Origin of the sequence: Chryseobacterium ginsenosidimutans, from assembly GCF_024807225.1 — a bacterium.
Lineage (GTDB): Bacteria > Bacteroidota > Bacteroidia > Flavobacteriales > Weeksellaceae > Chryseobacterium > Chryseobacterium ginsenosidimutans.
The window spans coordinates 3,970,200-3,986,979 of the sequence record NZ_JANUCO010000001.1; the positions used below are offsets into that span (position 1 = coordinate 3,970,200).

The window sequence follows — 16,780 nt, forward strand, 5'->3', positions numbered from 1 at the left end:
AACCGCCCGGATTTATTTTATCATTACCTTCTTGCTTTAAAATAAGAAGTAAAGAAATCGCACGTACTCATCATATCTTCATATTGATCCGGATAATTATTTTTTAGTTTTTGATAGTATGAATTTTTCTCCAATCTATCCTCAACATATTGATCCGAAAGGGAGAAATATTCATCCTTTTTATCTTGTTCAAAATCGAGTCTGTAGTTTTCACATCTCCCTTGCATTCTCAGACAAAGAGCTTTAAATCGATCTGTTTTGGCATTGTCAAAAGCTTTTCCGTAATAGAATTTCGCCAAATTTGCAGTCATAAATTCTTCATTATCATCCCGAATAGAAAAATTTCTTGAACCTTTATAATACCTTTTCATCATCCATACATTTCCGTATTGAGACATGTTGTAATAGCAATTGGCAACCAAAAAGTAATAATAATCGCGGTCTTTTTCTTTCGGATTATCAGCTTTATTTTTATATTCAATAAGCTTTTGCGTGATGGAAATTTTATTTAACCTAAACTCTTCTTTTTCAGGAATAAAATCCGGTGTATATTTCAAATGATAGAAAGGATTTTCATCAAAAATTACATCATTATAAGCATCCTGATCCTTTCTTTCCCAAAGTGAATATTGATTGTCATAATAATCTTTTCCCAGTTTTTGAAATGTATTTAGGGCAAAATTAAGCTTATTCTCCCTCATATATTTTGTTCCAAGCAAGTCATACAATGCCTGAACAGAAGATTTGTTTAGTTTAAAATTCTGAGAAAAAAGATCTGTTTTTCCTTCTGTATCCTTAGCTTTTTTAATGAAACTCAATAATTGCTCAGAAGTGTAAACCGCATCGAGATAATTAAAAGAATTTTCAAAATAATCTCCGTATGTTTTGTTATTATTTTTTAAAGATTTATAGTAAACATAATTGTAACTAGAATAATCATTTTCCGAAAAAGTATGATCCATGGAAGCATATAAAAGTGCCGCATCATCGGTGTTTCCAAGATATTCTAATTCTCTTCCCAATGCAAAAATGAAACGTCGGTTATTTTTATTTTTAATAATAATCTCTTTAGTATTTTCCGGGATTACGGCATTTCCGTAAGTCTGATTTGCAAAAAGATTCAATACTTTGATCTGATCAAGATTTTCACGAATTTTTGAATCTTTAGACAAAGACTTCTCAAGCTGTGAAATTTGCACTAAACTTTCTTTGTAATTTTTTGTCATTAATAAAAGTTCGGCTTTTGCAAACTTCCAGAAATCAGGATTATCAACCTTAGAAATATCTACAGAATTAATAAATTTCAAAACTTCGGCAGCATATTTTCTGTCAAATTCAGATCTTTTTAAAACCTGTTGAATAGATTCACTTTCAGTATTATCTTTCATTGCATATCCTGAAGATATCATCGAAGGATCAAATAAAGTATAATAAGGCGTATAAACCCAGTCTTCAAGCTTATTGATCTCTCTTGAAAGCAGAAAACCCAATCCTTCAGATGTTGGATTATAGGTATAAATTTGTTTTAAATTATCAAGGTTTTTACCCGGATTATAAATTCCGTACAGCAGTAAAACGTTAGCTTTTTCTATGTTATTTTTAGCATCATTCAAAACATCTTTTTCAGCTATTTTTGAATTAAAATATTGCCATGAAACAAAGCGTTTATCAGGACATTTAGCAAAAACATTGGCGAAATAAATATTTTTAAGCGCCGGATTTTTTTCAGCAATCGCTTTAAAATACAAAGCCCAACTATCAATAATATCTTCAGATGTATCAGGTGAAAAATATTGATCATATATCGTATTAATCTGCTTCATATCCTGATTATAAAACGCAAGACGAATCGCTAAAAATGCATATCTCTTTTTGATTTCAGGTCTTTTTACAACGTGAGCCGACGTGATCGCTTTATTTAAAATACTACTTCTATTGACCTTAACTGTATTTTGATTTCTTTCCCACGGATCTTCCTGCCAAGTATTAAAAAACTCACAATTTTTTGCAAATTTTAAATAATTAATCGCTTCAGTATCTTTAGTTTTAAATAAATATTGGATAAAAGAATTGCCATCGTTAGAATGAATATCCGAAAAACTATAATTCCATAGAAACCTCTGTAATGTCTTCAACAGAAACCTTATTGTTGCAGTATTTTCTCCAAAGCTCCTCATTCTGAGAATCAAAAACCTTAGTACCATCATAGTAAGATTGATCGCCAAAACTTAAAGACGAATAATAAAACGAATTGTATTTCTGATAAGAAAAATAATCCGGATTGAAAAAATGAAATCTCACATCTTCTCCATATGGGTAAAAACCACACGCAAGAAGAAAATTACTTAGTAAAATCGCTATAAAAATGACTAATTTCTGCATCTGTGTAATTTTTTAACTGGTTTTCGTCTAAATGAAAAAGGGTTACGGTAATTTCCTTATCAAGCTTTACATTTTTCTTAATAATTGCAATTGCCTGATCGACCTGAGAAGTTGTTATTTCTTCATATTTTATTTTATCTCCTACTCTCAGATAATTTTTGTAATCGATAACGGTATCTTTCGTCACTTCATACCAAAGTGGTTTTATCGGTTTCAGGGATTTTTTAAGCTCACCTCCGTTGTACAAAACTCCGGTAAACTGCTTGTTTTGATACACCTGCATCCACGAATACAAAGGAAGCGCAACATCCATATGAAGTGGATATTTTTTGTCTGTGTTCAGATAACTTTTAAGCTCATTAAGATCCAAAATAGAGTTTTTGGAATCATCTTCCAGCGGATTGATTAAATTATAACACATCAACGTCACTTTATCAACCGGCGGAACTCCCATTTTATCGGGATATTTATAAGGATACAACCTCAACGTACACGAAATTTCTTTCTGAGCAAGAGGTTTTAATTTTTTAAGAAAATAGAAATATTTGTCTTTTGTAGAAGCAGTCCAGTCGCAATCAATCTGGATCTCGGAAACAGTTGCAGAGTCAAATTTTTCCTTGGAATATTTATTAATTAGAAAATTGACGTTATCTGCCAATTTATCCAAATCCTTTTCATTGCTTTTTTTAAAAACAATATTTTTGATATAGATCGTCGGAATAATTTCGCAGTTTATCATACTATTTTCATTGTAAAAAGAGGTTCGCATATCGGTTTTTGAAACAGGAAAATTTCCCATTGCTTCGGTATAATCTACTTCGAAAAACTTAATGTAAAGCTTTGTTACATTTTGATTTTTTATGATCTGATTTTCTTTAAGTGACATGGAGTTACGTTCTGTTTTCCAGTAATAAAAAGCACGATCTACCTTTTCGACTTTATTTTCACATGACAGAAAGAGAAAAGGCAATGATAAAAATAGCAGGAGTTTTTTCACCAATAAAATTTTTAAAATTAAACGAAATTGAACTTGAAATTTTTCATAAATGTAATAGCAAAACTCATGCAAATTTTAAGATTTCGTTAACAAAATTTTAAGATTTTATTATAATTTAATTTTTAGTCAAAAAATAAAGCAACAGATAAATCCATTGCTTCATTATTTATTTTAAAATGTAATTTTTTATGCTAAAGTTAAGCCCAATTTCTCCGCTTCTACAATTACAAAATTTCTTGCTTCTTCGCTGTCGTTCCCGATTTCGCCTTCCAAAATTGCTTCTTTTACTTTTTCCTTTAAAATTCCGATTTCACGACCCGGTTTCAGATTAAACATCGTCATAATTTCTTCTCCGGAAATGGGCGGCTGGAAATTTCTTACCTGATCTTTCTCTTCCACTTCTTTGATTTTAACAGCCACATATTCAAAGTTTTTCTTAAACTTTTCCTGTTTCTTAGAATTTTTGGTCGTAATATCGGCTTTGCAAAGCGTAAACAAATCTTCCATATCTTCTCCAGCATCAAAAAGCAGTCTTCTCAACGCTGCATCCGAAGCATCATCTGTAATCAGAGCAATGGGACGGGACGAAAGTTTTACCATTTTCTGAACATATTTCATGTCCGGTCCTAATGGTAATTTTAATCTTTGAAATAAGCTTTTTACCATTTTAGAGCCCAAAAATTCATGACCATGGAAAGTCCATCCTGTTCCTTCAACGAACTTTTTTGTCGGAGCTTTTCCGATATCGTGAAGCAATGCAGACCAACGAAGCCAGAGATTATCTGTGTTTTCAGAAATATTATCAACAACTTCCAACGTGTGGTAAAAATTATCTTTATGAGTCTGTCCTTCAACCTCTTCTACTCCTTTAAGATCGATTAATTCAGGAATAATTAATTTCATCAAACCTGTTTCTGCCATCAATTTTAATCCGATGGAAGGCTTTTGAGAAAGCATGATTTTATTAAATTCCACCATAATTCTTTCCATTGAAACAATTTTGATTCTTTCTGCTTCTTGCTTGATCGCTTCCAATGAATTTTCTTCTATTGTAAAATGTAAAGTTGAAGCAAAACGCACCGCTCTCATCATCCTCAAAGGATCATCAGAATAGGTTTGAGCGGGTTCTAAAGGTGTTTTCAGAATCCCTTTTTCAAGATCATCAATTCCGTTAAAAGGATCGATTAATTCGCCGAAATTATCTTTATTTAAAGAAATCGCCATCGCATTCACCGTAAAGTCCCTTCTTTTCTGGTCGTCTTCGATTGTTCCGCCTTCTACTTCAGGTTTTCTGCTGTCTTCTGTGTAGCTTTCCTTTCTTGCACCCACAAATTCAAGTTCAAGATCTTTATATTTAATCATCGCCGTTCCGTACGTTTTGAAAACGGAAACTTTCATTTTGGGATCGATTTCTTTTCCTACGCTTTGGGCAAGCTCAATTCCGCTTTGCTCGGTCACAAAATCAATATCCGTAGAAGCTTTTCTTTTCATCAGCAAATCCCGAACATAGCCTCCCACAATATATACAGACTGATTGTTTCCGGCTGCAACTTCGGAAATTATTTTGAAAAGTTTTAGATTTTTATTTTGATTAAGATTGATTATCATTATTATTTAAGATGTAAAATATCAGATTTCTGATATAAAATGAAATTTTTGCAAAGATAGCAATTAGATTAAATTTTAAATAATTAAAAAATAATTTACAAAATCTCCTTATCTTTATGAAATACTAAAAACTAACAACTATGAAAAAACTTTTATTCATTGGCTTCGTGTGTTTGTTTTCGATTCTCTTTTCCCAAGCCAAAAATGTTCATTATACAGATTTTATAGACTTCACCGACAATTCCGGAATAAAATATAACGGAATGATGATTACGGATGAACACGGTGACGACGGACGTGCAGATTCTACGGTAAGAATTCTCTATACTACCGATGAAAGCGAGCATCTCGTAGAGTTTTATGCAGATTGCTATCATGAAAAACTAAAAAACGGAAACACTAGGATTTCTTTTATCCCGACAAAAAATACGACTGTAAAAATTATTAAAGGAAAAGATGTTAGCTACAATCCTGATACTTTTGTGTATGAAATCGATATAAAAACAGACAAAATAACAGGAACACAATCCGATAAAAGCGGTAGTGACCCAATCCCGATTGTTTATAAAAATACAACCATGTCTACTCAGGACAGAACAGATCAGGTTGACAGATTCTACTTCAGAGCCGAACCGATGTACGATCTTTTAAAAAACTTTTACAACAAAAAAATAACTGATGCCAACAAAATCACTCCTTATTATGATGCTTTGGGTTGGTTTGGAAGCGACGGTATTGCTTATCAGGCATTTATCGTTTCACTTTTTAAAAATGACGAAAATTTAAATACCATTGTAAGAGTACGCTATGAAAAAGATGGTGAAATTAATATCATAGAATACGACGCCCAATCTGAAATTGTATTACAAAAAGACGACAATCTGAGTGTTTCTATCAAGCCAAAAACTACCACTGTAAAAAATATTAAAGGCAAATCCGGTTACAATCCTGACAACTTTTCCTACACATTAGATTCCGCCGACAAATTCTTAAAAGGAAAACAGTCTGATGAAAATTCTTCTGCAGATCTGTCTTACATTACCATTAATAACAAACAAGAATTTGCGTTGAAATTTTATTCCGAAAAAGACGAAATTTATCAAAAATACCTGAAATAAATTTCTGCAAACATAATATAGCCTTTTTACTCGCGAAGAATTTTTATTCTGTTGTCGCTCCAGATTTTTATAACAGACGAACCGGAATATTTTGAGACTTTTTCGCGGTCTTCTTCTACTGCATAATCCACCAAATCAATCATTTCAGGAGAAATATCAGAAAATTTCAACGGACTTTTATCTCCACTAAAATTAGCGGAAGTAGAAACTATCGGCCTATTTAATTTCGTGATTAATTTTTTACAAAAATCATTTTTCACCAAACGGATTCCTATACTTCCGTCTTCTGCCAGTAATTCTTTCGGCAATCCTTTTGGGTTTTCATAAACGAGTGTTACCGGTTTTTCGCTCAGATCAATAATTTCCCAAGCCATTTCCGGAACGTCAACCAAATCCTGCAATCTTTTTTCGGTTTCCACCAAAATAATCATGGATTTGTTTTTCTCGCGTTTTTTGATATCAAAAATCTTATTAACCGCTTCTATATTTGTAGCATCACAACCAATTCCCCAGATCGTGTCTGTTGGGTAAAGAATTGTTCCACCGGATTTTAATATTTCTATGATTTTCTCCATTATTAATTGAAAATTTCAGGTTTTGGCTAAAGCCAATTCAAGAGTTGTATATATTAACAAACGGGCTAAAACCCGTCCCTATTGATATTGATAATTTTTTTATATAATTCTAAATTTATATTTCTGAACGTCTATAACTTCGGCAAATATCTTTCCTCAATAATATTCAAATGATGTATATTATGTCCGACAATCAATTTCCCGATTGTTTCTGCGGAAATCTGGTTTCCGTTGGCAGTTCCGATGTTATTTAAAACAGATGGATTTAATGTTTCCAATAAGATCTGCGAAGATTTTCTGATCAATTGATATTCTTCCAATAAAGATTCTAAACTTCTTTCGTTTGCAAAAGAGTTTTCGGCATATAATTCTTCATCAAAACCGGGCAATTCATTTTTTTCACCTCTCGCAAAAGCCAAAATTCTGTATTGAAAAACCCTTTCCGCATCCGATAAATGCAAAAGCAATTCTTTCAACGTCCATTTTCCTTCGGCGTAAGCAAAAAGAGATTGTTCATCGGTAAGGTTTGAATACATTTCAACAGTTTTTTCTCCCGATTTTTTCAATTCTTCCAACCAACTTTCGGATGGAATTAAATCTAAATATCTCTGAACGTATTTTTGAAAATCAGTCATAATTTTTAATCTAGCAATTTAACAGTGTAGCAATATAACAATTAAAAAAAATTGGTAAACTGTTAGATTGATACATTGGTATATTATTTATTTGTCCATTCGTAGAAGTTTACGGAATCATATAATTCGAAACCGCAACTTGGATAAAGCTTATTTCCGATGTTGTTGCCTTTACCTGTTTCCAATAAAACTCCGGCAGCATTTGTAGATTTTGCCAGTTCTTTTGATTCTTCAATTAGTTCTTTTGAAAAACCTTTTCCGCGATAATTTTCGTTGACATACAGATCATTCAACAGCCAATAACGCTTCATTCTCGTTGAGGAAAATAACGGATATAATTGTACAAAACCAACCAATTTACCTTCACTTTCAGCGACGAAAATTTCAGAATCCTTATGTTCAATTCTTTCTTTTAAAAAAATTTCTGCAGCCGGAATATCCGAATCTTTATGATAAAAAACTCTGTATTGATCAAACAATTCTGCCAATTGAGACAGATTATTAATCGTAGCTTTTCTTGTATTGTTCATAGTCAATTATAAGTGATGATCGTAGCTTAGAACACGCTTCATTTTCCAGTCTTTCCCCTCTAAAATCCAAAGAATGGTAAATTTTGCACGGCTTCCTTTATTCCATTTTCCATTAGAGAATTCGGCAAAATCATGTTCTCCTTCCTGAATGAAGGCATACAAAACATTGTTGTTGTATAAAGGGTACACTTTCATGCTGTTCGGAACCAATTCACGTTTCACTTTATTCGGTCCGCCGCAAATATTGTTTTTGATAGAAGCTGTGAAAGCCTCTTTTCCTGAAGTAATTCCGCCTTTGTCGTGGTAGAATTCCAAATCGTTGCTGATGATAGAATCATAATGAGAAAGATCGCATTTATTAAATCCGATATCAAATATGAGACTGTCTAATTTTTTTGCCGTTTTGTACAATTCATCGGTATTTTTTACCTGAGAATAGGCAATCTGGCTTACAATTAATAACAATAAAATCTGAATCTTTCTCATTATGATTTATTTTAAATAATTCTTTTAACGCAAAGCTCGCCAAGGATTTTTTTGACTACTAAACGTTTTTAAGTTCGCAAAGGCGTTTCACTCAGCAAAGCTTGCTAAGAATTTCAAATTATTATTTAATTAAGAAAAAGCTCTTTCCAAATCTGCGATTAGATCTTCCGCATCTTCGATTCCGACGCTTAAACGAACCAAATCATCGGTAATTCCCAATTCAGCACGTTTTTCTGCAGGAATTGAAGCGTGAGTCATTAAAGCAGGATGATTTGCCAAAGATTCTACGCCACCAAGAGATTCTGCCAAAGTGAAAACTTTCACTTTTTCTAAAAACTTGATCGCATCTTCTTTTTTACCTGATTTGAAAGTGAAAGAAACCATTCCTCCGAAATCTTTCATCTGAGATTTTGCCAATTCATATTGCGGGTGAGATTCTAATCCCGGATAAATTACCTGAGCAACTGCAGGGTGATTTTCAAGATATTTTGCCACTGCCATTCCGTTTTCAGAATGTCTCTGCACTCTTAAAGCTAAGGTTTTAATTCCTCTCAACACCAAATAAGAATCGTGAGGTCCTAAAATTCCACCACTTGCAAACTGAATAAAGTGAAGCTTTTCTCCCAATTCAGTGTCTTTTGCGATCAAAGCTCCGGCAATAACGTCAGAGTGACCTCCTAAATATTTCGTCGCAGAATGCATTACGATATCCGCTCCCATATCAATCGGTCTTTGAAGATAAGGTGTCGCAAAAGTATTGTCAACCGCAACAAGGATATCTTTTCCTTTTGCAATTTCTACAACAGCCTTAATATCAACCAATTTCATCAACGGATTGGTTGGTGTTTCAATCCAGATCAGTTTTGTCTTGTCTGTAATAACGTCTGCGATTTTCGAAGCATCATCAAAATTCACGAAAGTAAATTTCAACTGATATTTTTCAAAAAGTCTTGTAAACATTCTGTACGTTCCACCATACAAATCATCAACTGCAACTACCTCATCACCAGGATTTAATAATTTTAAAACACAGTCGATAGCAGCCAAACCAGAACCGAAAGCCAAACCTCTTGCTCCGTTTTCAATGCTTGCCAAAGAGTCTTCCAAAGCCTGTCTTGTAGGGTTGGCCGCTCTTGAATATTCGTAACCGGAATGTACTCCCGGACTTTTTTGTGCGAATGTAGACGTTAAAAATACAGGAACGTTCACAGAACCCGTTGCAGATTCGTGATGTTGTCCTCCGTGTATAACTTTTGTATTAAAATTCATTGTTTTATAATTTAACAATATAACAATTTACCAGTTTACCAATGCTTAAAAAATTGTTACATTGTTATACTGGTAAATTGTTACATTTTATTATTATTTACATTTTTATTGCAGATTTAATAGCAAATTCTTCCGCGATCTGCTCGATCCACTGTGCCACATCTTCCTCTCCTGTTGCTCTTTGATACGTACTTCCAAGAGAAACTAAAATCTGATGCATAAACATTTTCATTTGGTCAACCGGCATTTCTTTTGTCCAAAGGTCGATTCTTAAAGCTTCCATTGCTTTTTCGTCCCAAACAGAAATCATGACAGCTTTTGTTTCTTCTTTTTCCACTCCGCCATCTGCTGCATTCCAAGTCATTAATTCCGGGATGTGGTTTTCATCCAATTCTACATCTATCGTAATCTGAGTTTTTCTCATAACTTTCTATTTATTTCTAAAATTTTAAATTCTACTAATTCTTTTAATTTCTATTTAAGTTTCGGCTTATATCCCGACTGATTAAATATCACTGTTGCATCCATTTTCAGGAAATCGAGAAGTTTTGTCTCAGGTTTTTCCTGAAAATAAGCTTTACACACTTGCCATCCTGCAAAAATTCCGACCTGCGGTGAAGATTCGTTGTCGATTTCCGTATAAAATTTTGAGAACGGTCCCGGTGCAATAAAACGGTCTTCCAATCTGTGATCGTCGCCAAAAATCAGGTTATTTTCTACGAAATAGTTCCAGATATTGGCTTCGTTAGAAACGGTCCATTCGTATTGTTTTTGGGTATAATTCATTTTCAGATAATCCGGATAAGTCGGCAAAAATGCGTCTTTAAGGATCATTATTTTCCCGTTAAAAATCATCACATCGATAAATTTCTGATGATCTGCAGATTCTTTTACAAAACCTTCCGCAAACATCTGTGCTACTTTCGGAACGATATTATTAGGGTTCATTGATTTCTGAAAATACAGTTCCAATCCTTTATAATTAGCGTTTCCATCTCCCATGAAACCTGAAATATCTATAAACAAAAGATTTCCTTTAGCATCATAAAAAATCGGATCCTGAATCATCTGTAGAGACGACGAAAACAAAAATACTTTCGGACTTTTGAATTCCGGGAAATAAAATTTGATATGAGAAAACAAATCCTGAAGGTCGGACTGAAGCTTTTTCTCGTCTATTTTCCCGATAGCTTCTTTATAAATTTTGATTTCCTCGGGATCGGCTCTTCGTTTTCCGAAATCAGCATCGCTTACCGTTCCCTGAAACCACGGAAACTTAGCTTTAAACTGATCCAAAGGAATATTCTGGTCATACAAATCTTTAGAAATATCTGTGATTTCTACCTTTTCTGCTGGGTTTTTGACTTCCACGTTCCATTGATTCTGAGTTTCTTTTTTACAAGAATTCAACCCCAAAACTAATACCGAAGAAAGCGCAATAATTCTGAAAATCTTCATATTTTTACACGAAATTAAAGTTTACAAAAATAATGATTTAAACATAACATAATGATGAAAAACAAAATAATTACATCTCTCTTTTTGATTTCGGCAATCCCCCTTTTTTACGGTCAAAATCTTGTTTTTAAAGATAAAAATTTTGAAAAAGCGGTGGTTGAAAATTTCGACATCAATAAAGACGGTGCAATTAATCAGTTTGAAGCCGACCGAGTTGAAAATTTATTTTTAGTAAAAAAAGAAATTAATGTTGCCGATGATATTTCTTACTTCAAAAATGCAAAAATGATTATCCTTGATGACAACATCATTCCCAATGTTTCCCTTAAAAATATGGATCATGTACAGCTTTTTTCCTGTACCGGCTGTAAGATTTCAAATTTTAAGGCTGAAAATGTAAAAAGTCTGGCTTCATTATATCTAGACAACAATAATATTGAAAATATTTCGCTAAAAACGACTCCAAGAATTGACCAATTAACCGTATCTTTAAATAAAATTAAGACCATTGATTTAAGTGCGCTCAAAAATCTAAAAAACTTAAATCTTGAACATAATCAGATCCAAAAACTGGATATTTCGGAAAATCTGAATTTGCAGACTTTAAATGTCAAACAAAATCCATTGAAGGAAACCGACATTAAAAAAGGCGCAAAAGATGTTAGCATTTTTGGATTTCAGCAACAATAAACCATGCATCTAGAAACGAAAAGACTGATTTTGAGAAAATTTGAAGAAACAGATTTTGAACGTGTGTTTCTCATTGACTCGAATCCGGAAGTCATGAAATACATCGGAGTTCCTCCTCTTTCAGACATCGGCCAATCTAAAAATATTATTAAAATGATCCAACAACAATACCTGGACAATGGTATTGGAAGACTCGCTGTGATTGAAAAGGAAAGTAATTTATTAATTGGCTGGAGCGGATTAAAATTTTTAACCCAAGAGATCAATGGTTATAACAATATTTATGAACTTGGTTATCGTTTCATGCCGGAATATTGGGGAAAAGGCTATGCACTAGAATCAGCAAAAGCTTCTTTGGATTATGGTTTTAATGATCTCAATATAGATATAATTTATGCGATGGCTCATTGTGAAAATGAAGGTTCAAATCACATTTTAAGAAAATTAGGCTTCGAAAAAACCGGTGAATTCACAGAACCGGACGGACTGTGTTTCTGGTATGAACTAAAAAGAAAAAATAATTAAAGTACAATCATTGTGGGCTGTCAACAAACAAAACATTTCTTAACATTTTTACTGATTTTTGCATTAACAACCATGTCATGTCAGGAAATTATTTTTAAAGATAAAAACTTTGAGGCTGCCTTGGTTTCAGAAAAATTTGACTTAAACAGAAACCGAAAAATTGAGAAAGATGAAGCTGAAAAAATAGAAAAAGTCTTTAATATGAATGGTTTTGAAGTGACTTCTCTCGAAGATATTTATTTGCTTCCCAACCTCACTTTTTTTTCGATAAACGGAAAAAATTTAAAGAATATCAGCTTGAAAAATCTCCCGAAACTGGAAGTTTTTAAATGTTGGAATTGTCAACTTGACACTGCCGAATTTTCAGATATGCCTAATCTTAAAGAAATTAATCTTGTAAAAAATAATCTTACATCATTATCTGTAAAAAATGTCGGTAACCTGACAAAATTAAATTTATCTGAAAATCAACTGACTCATTTTGAGCCTAAGAATTACCCCAATCTGGAACAGTTACAAATTTCAAATAATCAACTTAGCACTATTGATTTGTCTTTTAATAAGGCTCTACAATGGTTTTCTGCGCCTGTTAATCAGCTTACCAAGTTAGACTTTTCCCAAAATCCTCAGTTGTATTATATTTTGCTGTACCGAAATAAAATAAAGTCGATTAACATAAGTAAAAATCCTGAACTAAAGATTTTAAATCTGAACCAAAACCTTCTTTCAAAGATAGATATCACTGCGAATAAAAGTCTTACACACTTAGAACTTACAGATAACCAATTAATTGAAATCAATACAGATTTTAATCTTGAACTTCTGAATCTAAATTTAGAAGGGAATAAAATTTCTCATCTTAGTGTTGTTAAAAATACTAAACTTACCTATATTACAGCTTCTGGTAATCCTCTCAAAAACCTCAATATTTCAAACAATCCCAGTTTGAAATCCGTTGATCTTATCGGAAATCCAAAGATCGTTAATATCAACAGAACCAAAGGATCAAACACTGAGATTTTATGGGATTATCCGAAAAATGTTCCCCCACCTGTTAAATAATATAAACTTAAAATATAAACAATGCAGACACAAAAAGTAATAGATCATATTGTAAGCTGGCTGAAAGATTATGCAACGAAAGCGAATGTAAACGGATATGTAATTGGAGTTTCGGGAGGTGTAGATTCCGGTGTGGTTTCTACACTTTGCGCAATGACGGGATTGGAGGTTTTACTTTTGGAAATGCCGATCCGTCAGAAAGAAGATCAGGTAAACAGAGCGCAGGATCATATTGCAGATTTAAAGAAAAAATTCCCGAATGTTCAGGGAAAAACGATCAATCTGACTCCTGTTTTCGAAAGTTTTGAAAATGTTGTTCATGATCATGCGGAAGGAAAATGGAGCAATAATCTGGCTTTGGCAAATACAAGATCGAGATTCAGAATGCTGAATTTATATTATTTTGGTCAGCTTCACGGGCTTTTGGTTTGTGGAACAGGAAATAAAGTAGAAGATTTCGGAATCGGATTCTATACAAAATATGGCGACGGCGGTGTTGATGTTTCGCCAATCGCTGATCTTTATAAAACTGAGGTTTATGAATTGGCAAGAGGTTTAAATCTTATCGAAAGTATCCAAAATGCAATTCCTACGGACGGACTTTGGGATGCTGAAAGAACAGACGAAGACCAAATCGGGGCAACGTATCCTGAACTGGAAAAAATTCAGAAAGAATATGGTACAAAAGCCGTTGATGATTATGAAGGTCGCGACAAAGAAGTTTTCATGATTTTCGACAGAATGCATAAAGCGGCAAAACATAAAATGGTTCCGATCCCGATTTGCGATGTTCCGGAGGAATGGAGAGCGTAAATTAATGTAACAATTTATCAGTGTAAAAATGTAACAATATTGATAAACTGGTAGATTGTTATATTGCTACATTTTAATTTTAAAAATATGAATGGTAAAATAAGATCTCTTTTGTTCGTCTTTATAGGACTTCTTTTCGGAATGTCGGCGATGTATGTTTACAATAATTTTATTGCGGATAAAAAAACAGTTTCAACAAATACAGCCATTGTTGAATATGGAAAAATAAATGATAATTCAGGAAATTCTTCTCAACAATCTATCGATCAGTTGACGGAAGAGAAAACGGTAATTAATTATGTAAAACAAAATCATAAGCTTCCGGATTATTACCTCACAAAAAATGAAGCCCGACAACAAGGCTGGAATCCTGCAAAAGGAAATCTTTGTGACGTTTTGCCGGGAAAAGCAATTGGCGGAGATACATTTGGCAACAGAGAAGGAAATCTTCCCAACGATGAAAAATATTTTGAAGCGGATGTGAATTACACTTGCGGAAACAGAAATTCTGACCGGATTATTTTCACTAAAAACGGTGATGTTTATCTTACTAAAAATCATTATAAGAGTTTTGAGAAGCAGTAGATTTTGTTTCATCCTATTATTTTTAACCTTCATTATTTCCTGCTCAAAAAATCAGCAGAAAACGATGAAGGAAGAAAAACCGATTACCATTTTGGTGCAGCCGTTTAAAGACATCCCATCTGAAAAGGTTCAAATGGTCACTAATGAAATCAAAAAGGTTTATCCATACATCAAGATTTTAGATCCGATCGATTTCCCCGAAAACACTTATTATAAAGAAAGAAATCGTTATAGAGCAGATTCTATAATTAAATTTTTATCTAAAAATGCAAAAGAAGGTTTTGTAATTATTGGTTTAACCTCAAAAGATATTAGTACAACCAAAGGAAAAATAAAAGATTTTGGAGTGATGGGTTTAGGCTTCACACCCGGAAAAGCTTGTGTTGCTTCAAATTTCAGATTAAATAAACAAAATTCTAACGAACAATTTTTTAAAATAGCCATTCATGAGCTTGGTCATACGCAAGGTTTAAGACATTGCCCGGAAAAAACTTGCTTTATGAGAGATGCGCAAGGTAAAAATCCCACCGATGAAGAAACCGACTTTTGTAAAAAATGTAAACAAGTTCTAATTAATAAAAACTGGAAATTCAATTCAATATGAGTACAATATATATAGATTTTACAGACATAGGAGATTATGAAGACTTTTATGCTCAATTAAAAGAAAAAATTGCCCTTCCTGAGCATTTTGGGGATAATCTGGATGCACTTTCTGATGTGATTACGGGTGCGCTGGAAATGCCGCTTCATATCGAATTTGTGAATATGACGGTAGATCAACTAGAAACTTTTGAAGACCTTCTAACGACTTTGGAAGATGCGGAAGACGAAGCAGAAGATTTTAGTTTTACCTATTATCTGGAGCAATATGAAGATGACGAAGAAGATGTTACAGATGAAGAATAATTAAATATCAAATTAGTTTAAACTAAGAGTCTGTTTTAAATTTGATTCAAACATTTTAAAATTTACTGCTGATTTTTTAATGCAACGATTTATTCAACAGTACTTAGTATAAAATGAGCAAAGATGAATCAACAAGTTGATTTGATGAAGCGCTGTTTTCACGCTTTGCGAAGTAAATTTTATTTGCCTTTGCCTTCTAAAAATAATGCGTAATGTAAATAGAATCTTTGCGTTAAAAAGAATAACAGATTCTGTTTGAAAAGATCTTAAGTCTTTCAATGTAAAAACTTTCACCTTCAAAAAAATACATTTTCAAACAGGTTACAAAATTTGTAATATAAAATTTAAACAGGCTCTAATTCATCAATAAAAAACAAAACTCGCAGAAAGATTCTGCGAGTTTTTTGGTCTAAGTTTCTTTTAAGTGTGTTGGTATTGCCTAATTTTGTTTTATGAATATAAAACCTTGTGAAACTTCCCCTCTCACGAATAACTGTAACACAAATAATTCCCTATAGATAAAGACGATACATCAATCCGACTCTCAACAGACGACAACATCTTTACCTTTTGACCGACCATTTTGTAAATTCTTTTATCTCTTTTCATCCAGATTCAGATGATATATTTTTGTAGTTCAGACATTATTAGAAATTGCCAACGGAAGAGAAAAATCACTCCGTTTCACAGCAATTTCTAAACTAAACTTGAGATTCTTATTGAATTAACACATTCTATTCATTAAAAAAGAGCCTTCTCCAATTATCGGAAGTGCAGGGATCTAAAAAAAAGCCAATAACTAACCCGCTGTTTGCGGAGGATCCCGAACACTACCTTTGAAGAAGGCTGTGGAATTAGGATGTGTCATCTATATAAATCCGGAGAAAAACTTCCGGACAAAGGATTCAGCATTGCTGTCCTTTTTATTACTATTTTCGTTCGTAGGGATGACATCAGTTACGGAATTTTACAATTTCCTGTTACTGCTATTGGTCATCAATACGTATTTTTCAAAGAGCAAAACGAGAACAATTTCCAAAATTTTCTTCGTTATGGATAAACGTTTTTCTTAATGTATCAGATTAATATTTTGGATTTGGTTTGAACAATATTAATATTATATTTACCTATTCAAAAG

The 16,780-nt window shown here is 32.9% G+C and carries 20 protein-coding genes; 9 read left to right on the top strand and 11 right to left on the bottom strand.

Features of this window, described 5'->3' with window-relative positions; translation table 11 throughout:
- Positions 1–23: 23 nt before the first annotated feature.
- The 4 genes from J3D55_RS18530 to J3D55_RS18545 form a co-directional block, all read right to left on the bottom strand.
- Entirely contained in the window at positions 24–2,135 is a 2,112-nt protein-coding gene (locus tag J3D55_RS18530) for a hypothetical protein (RefSeq protein ID WP_259133023.1), read from the bottom strand.
- Complete coding sequence (locus tag J3D55_RS18535) at positions 2,101–2,382, bottom strand: hypothetical protein (protein WP_259133032.1); 282 nt, start codon at positions 2,380–2,382, stop codon at positions 2,101–2,103. Before J3D55_RS18535 ends, J3D55_RS18530 begins: the two co-directional genes overlap by 35 nt.
- Positions 2,342–3,379: a hypothetical protein gene (locus tag J3D55_RS18540; RefSeq protein ID WP_259133034.1), complete on the bottom strand. Its 1,038-nt coding sequence runs from the start codon at positions 3,377–3,379 to the stop codon at positions 2,342–2,344. Before J3D55_RS18540 ends, J3D55_RS18535 begins: the two co-directional genes overlap by 41 nt.
- 186 nt (positions 3,380–3,565) lie before the next feature.
- Positions 3,566–4,987 (bottom strand): CCA tRNA nucleotidyltransferase, encoded by a 1,422-nt coding sequence (locus J3D55_RS18545; protein WP_259133045.1) that lies wholly within the window; start codon positions 4,985–4,987, stop codon positions 3,566–3,568.
- 140 nt (positions 4,988–5,127) lie between these two features.
- Here J3D55_RS18545 and J3D55_RS18550 point away from each other — a divergent pair, with 140 nt between their 5' ends.
- Entirely contained in the window at positions 5,128–6,105 is a 978-nt protein-coding gene (locus J3D55_RS18550) for a hypothetical protein (protein WP_259133048.1), read from the top strand.
- Positions 6,106–6,131: 26 nt separating this feature from the next.
- Here J3D55_RS18550 and J3D55_RS18555 read toward each other — a convergent pair whose 3' ends face one another.
- The 7 genes from J3D55_RS18555 to gldB all read right to left on the bottom strand — a co-directional run bounded on the left by J3D55_RS18555 (position 6,132) and on the right by gldB (position 11,058).
- Entirely contained in the window at positions 6,132–6,680 is a 549-nt protein-coding gene (locus J3D55_RS18555) for an L-threonylcarbamoyladenylate synthase (protein WP_259133059.1), read from the bottom strand.
- Between the two features lie 131 nt (positions 6,681–6,811).
- Positions 6,812–7,315: a DinB family protein gene (locus J3D55_RS18560; RefSeq protein WP_259133061.1), complete on the bottom strand. Its 504-nt coding sequence runs from the start codon at positions 7,313–7,315 to the stop codon at positions 6,812–6,814.
- An 83-nt stretch (positions 7,316–7,398) separates the two neighbouring features.
- Complete coding sequence (locus tag J3D55_RS18565; protein ID WP_259133063.1) at positions 7,399–7,845, bottom strand: GNAT family N-acetyltransferase; 447 nt, start codon at positions 7,843–7,845, stop codon at positions 7,399–7,401.
- Between the two features lie 6 nt (positions 7,846–7,851).
- Positions 7,852–8,331, bottom strand: coding sequence for a nuclear transport factor 2 family protein (locus tag J3D55_RS18570; protein ID WP_259133065.1), 480 nt, complete (start codon positions 8,329–8,331; stop codon positions 7,852–7,854).
- A gap of 129 nt (positions 8,332–8,460) precedes the next feature.
- Positions 8,461–9,600, bottom strand: a complete 1,140-nt coding sequence (locus J3D55_RS18575; RefSeq protein ID WP_259133084.1) for a cystathionine gamma-synthase — start codon at positions 9,598–9,600, stop codon at positions 8,461–8,463.
- A gap of 97 nt (positions 9,601–9,697) precedes the next feature.
- Positions 9,698–10,024 (bottom strand): gliding motility protein GldC, encoded by a 327-nt coding sequence (gene gldC / locus J3D55_RS18580; protein ID WP_259133085.1) that lies wholly within the window; start codon positions 10,022–10,024, stop codon positions 9,698–9,700.
- Positions 10,025–10,074: 50 nt separating this feature from the next.
- Complete coding sequence (gene gldB / locus J3D55_RS18585) at positions 10,075–11,058, bottom strand: gliding motility lipoprotein GldB (RefSeq protein WP_259133087.1); 984 nt, start codon at positions 11,056–11,058, stop codon at positions 10,075–10,077.
- Positions 11,059–11,109: 51 nt separating this feature from the next.
- Here gldB and J3D55_RS18590 point away from each other — a divergent pair, with 51 nt between their 5' ends.
- The 8 genes from J3D55_RS18590 (at position 11,110) to J3D55_RS18625 (ending at position 16,702) form a co-directional block, all read left to right on the top strand.
- The gene (locus J3D55_RS18590; protein WP_259133089.1) at positions 11,110–11,748 is read left to right on the top strand and encodes a leucine-rich repeat domain-containing protein; all 639 of its coding nucleotides are present in this window, start codon (positions 11,110–11,112) and stop codon (positions 11,746–11,748) included.
- A 3-nt stretch (positions 11,749–11,751) separates the two neighbouring features.
- Positions 11,752–12,273, top strand: a complete 522-nt coding sequence (locus J3D55_RS18595; protein ID WP_259133091.1) for a GNAT family N-acetyltransferase — start codon at positions 11,752–11,754, stop codon at positions 12,271–12,273.
- 72 nt (positions 12,274–12,345) lie between these two features.
- The gene (locus J3D55_RS18600; protein ID WP_259133093.1) at positions 12,346–13,335 is read left to right on the top strand and encodes a leucine-rich repeat domain-containing protein; all 990 of its coding nucleotides are present in this window, start codon (positions 12,346–12,348) and stop codon (positions 13,333–13,335) included.
- A 21-nt stretch (positions 13,336–13,356) separates the two neighbouring features.
- A complete protein-coding gene (nadE, locus tag J3D55_RS18605) occupies positions 13,357–14,148 on the top strand; it encodes an NAD(+) synthase (RefSeq protein ID WP_259133095.1) in 792 nt (263 codons plus the stop codon).
- Positions 14,149–14,235: 87 nt separating this feature from the next.
- Entirely contained in the window at positions 14,236–14,733 is a 498-nt protein-coding gene (locus tag J3D55_RS18610; RefSeq protein ID WP_259133097.1) for a ribonuclease domain-containing protein, read from the top strand.
- A 64-nt stretch (positions 14,734–14,797) separates the two neighbouring features.
- Positions 14,798–15,337: a matrixin family metalloprotease gene (locus J3D55_RS18615; RefSeq protein ID WP_259133099.1), complete on the top strand. Its 540-nt coding sequence runs from the start codon at positions 14,798–14,800 to the stop codon at positions 15,335–15,337.
- Positions 15,334–15,642, top strand: a complete 309-nt coding sequence (locus tag J3D55_RS18620) for a barstar family protein (protein ID WP_259133102.1) — start codon at positions 15,334–15,336, stop codon at positions 15,640–15,642. The genes J3D55_RS18615 and J3D55_RS18620 overlap by 4 nt, the downstream gene beginning before the upstream one ends.
- Positions 15,643–16,501: 859 nt before the next feature.
- On the top strand, positions 16,502–16,702 hold the full coding sequence (locus J3D55_RS18625; protein ID WP_259133104.1) for a hypothetical protein: 201 nt from the start codon (positions 16,502–16,504) through the stop codon (positions 16,700–16,702).
- Positions 16,703–16,780: the final 78 nt, after the last annotated feature.

What these genes read in the sequence shown, in the direction of transcription:
- J3D55_RS18535 (WP_259133032.1), bottom strand. Translation starts at nt 2,382, where the DNA reads ATGCAGAAATTAGTCATTTTTATAGCGATTTTACTAAGTAATTTTCTT.
- J3D55_RS18620 (WP_259133102.1), top strand. Translation starts at nt 15,334, where the DNA reads ATGAGTACAATATATATAGATTTTACAGACATAGGAGATTATGAAGAC.
- J3D55_RS18575 (WP_259133084.1), bottom strand. Translation starts at nt 9,600, where the DNA reads ATGAATTTTAATACAAAAGTTATACACGGAGGACAACATCACGAATCT.
- J3D55_RS18595 (WP_259133091.1), top strand. Translation starts at nt 11,752, where the DNA reads ATGCATCTAGAAACGAAAAGACTGATTTTGAGAAAATTTGAAGAAACA.
- J3D55_RS18545 (WP_259133045.1), bottom strand. Translation starts at nt 4,987, where the DNA reads ATGATAATCAATCTTAATCAAAATAAAAATCTAAAACTTTTCAAAATA.
- J3D55_RS18565 (WP_259133063.1), bottom strand. Translation starts at nt 7,845, where the DNA reads ATGAACAATACAAGAAAAGCTACGATTAATAATCTGTCTCAATTGGCA.
- J3D55_RS18610 (WP_259133097.1), top strand. Translation starts at nt 14,236, where the DNA reads ATGAATGGTAAAATAAGATCTCTTTTGTTCGTCTTTATAGGACTTCTT.
- J3D55_RS18555 (WP_259133059.1), bottom strand. Translation starts at nt 6,680, where the DNA reads ATGGAGAAAATCATAGAAATATTAAAATCCGGTGGAACAATTCTTTAC.
- gldC (WP_259133085.1), bottom strand. Translation starts at nt 10,024, where the DNA reads ATGAGAAAAACTCAGATTACGATAGATGTAGAATTGGATGAAAACCAC.
- gldB (WP_259133087.1), bottom strand. Translation starts at nt 11,058, where the DNA reads ATGAAGATTTTCAGAATTATTGCGCTTTCTTCGGTATTAGTTTTGGGG.
- nadE (WP_259133095.1), top strand. Translation starts at nt 13,357, where the DNA reads ATGCAGACACAAAAAGTAATAGATCATATTGTAAGCTGGCTGAAAGAT.
- J3D55_RS18560 (WP_259133061.1), bottom strand. Translation starts at nt 7,315, where the DNA reads ATGACTGATTTTCAAAAATACGTTCAGAGATATTTAGATTTAATTCCA.
- J3D55_RS18625 (WP_259133104.1), top strand. Translation starts at nt 16,502, where the DNA reads ATGTGTCATCTATATAAATCCGGAGAAAAACTTCCGGACAAAGGATTC.
- J3D55_RS18570 (WP_259133065.1), bottom strand. Translation starts at nt 8,331, where the DNA reads ATGAGAAAGATTCAGATTTTATTGTTATTAATTGTAAGCCAGATTGCC.
- J3D55_RS18615 (WP_259133099.1), top strand. Translation starts at nt 14,798, where the DNA reads ATGAAGGAAGAAAAACCGATTACCATTTTGGTGCAGCCGTTTAAAGAC.
- J3D55_RS18590 (WP_259133089.1), top strand. Translation starts at nt 11,110, where the DNA reads ATGATGAAAAACAAAATAATTACATCTCTCTTTTTGATTTCGGCAATC.
- J3D55_RS18550 (WP_259133048.1), top strand. Translation starts at nt 5,128, where the DNA reads ATGAAAAAACTTTTATTCATTGGCTTCGTGTGTTTGTTTTCGATTCTC.
- J3D55_RS18600 (WP_259133093.1), top strand. Translation starts at nt 12,346, where the DNA reads ATGTCATGTCAGGAAATTATTTTTAAAGATAAAAACTTTGAGGCTGCC.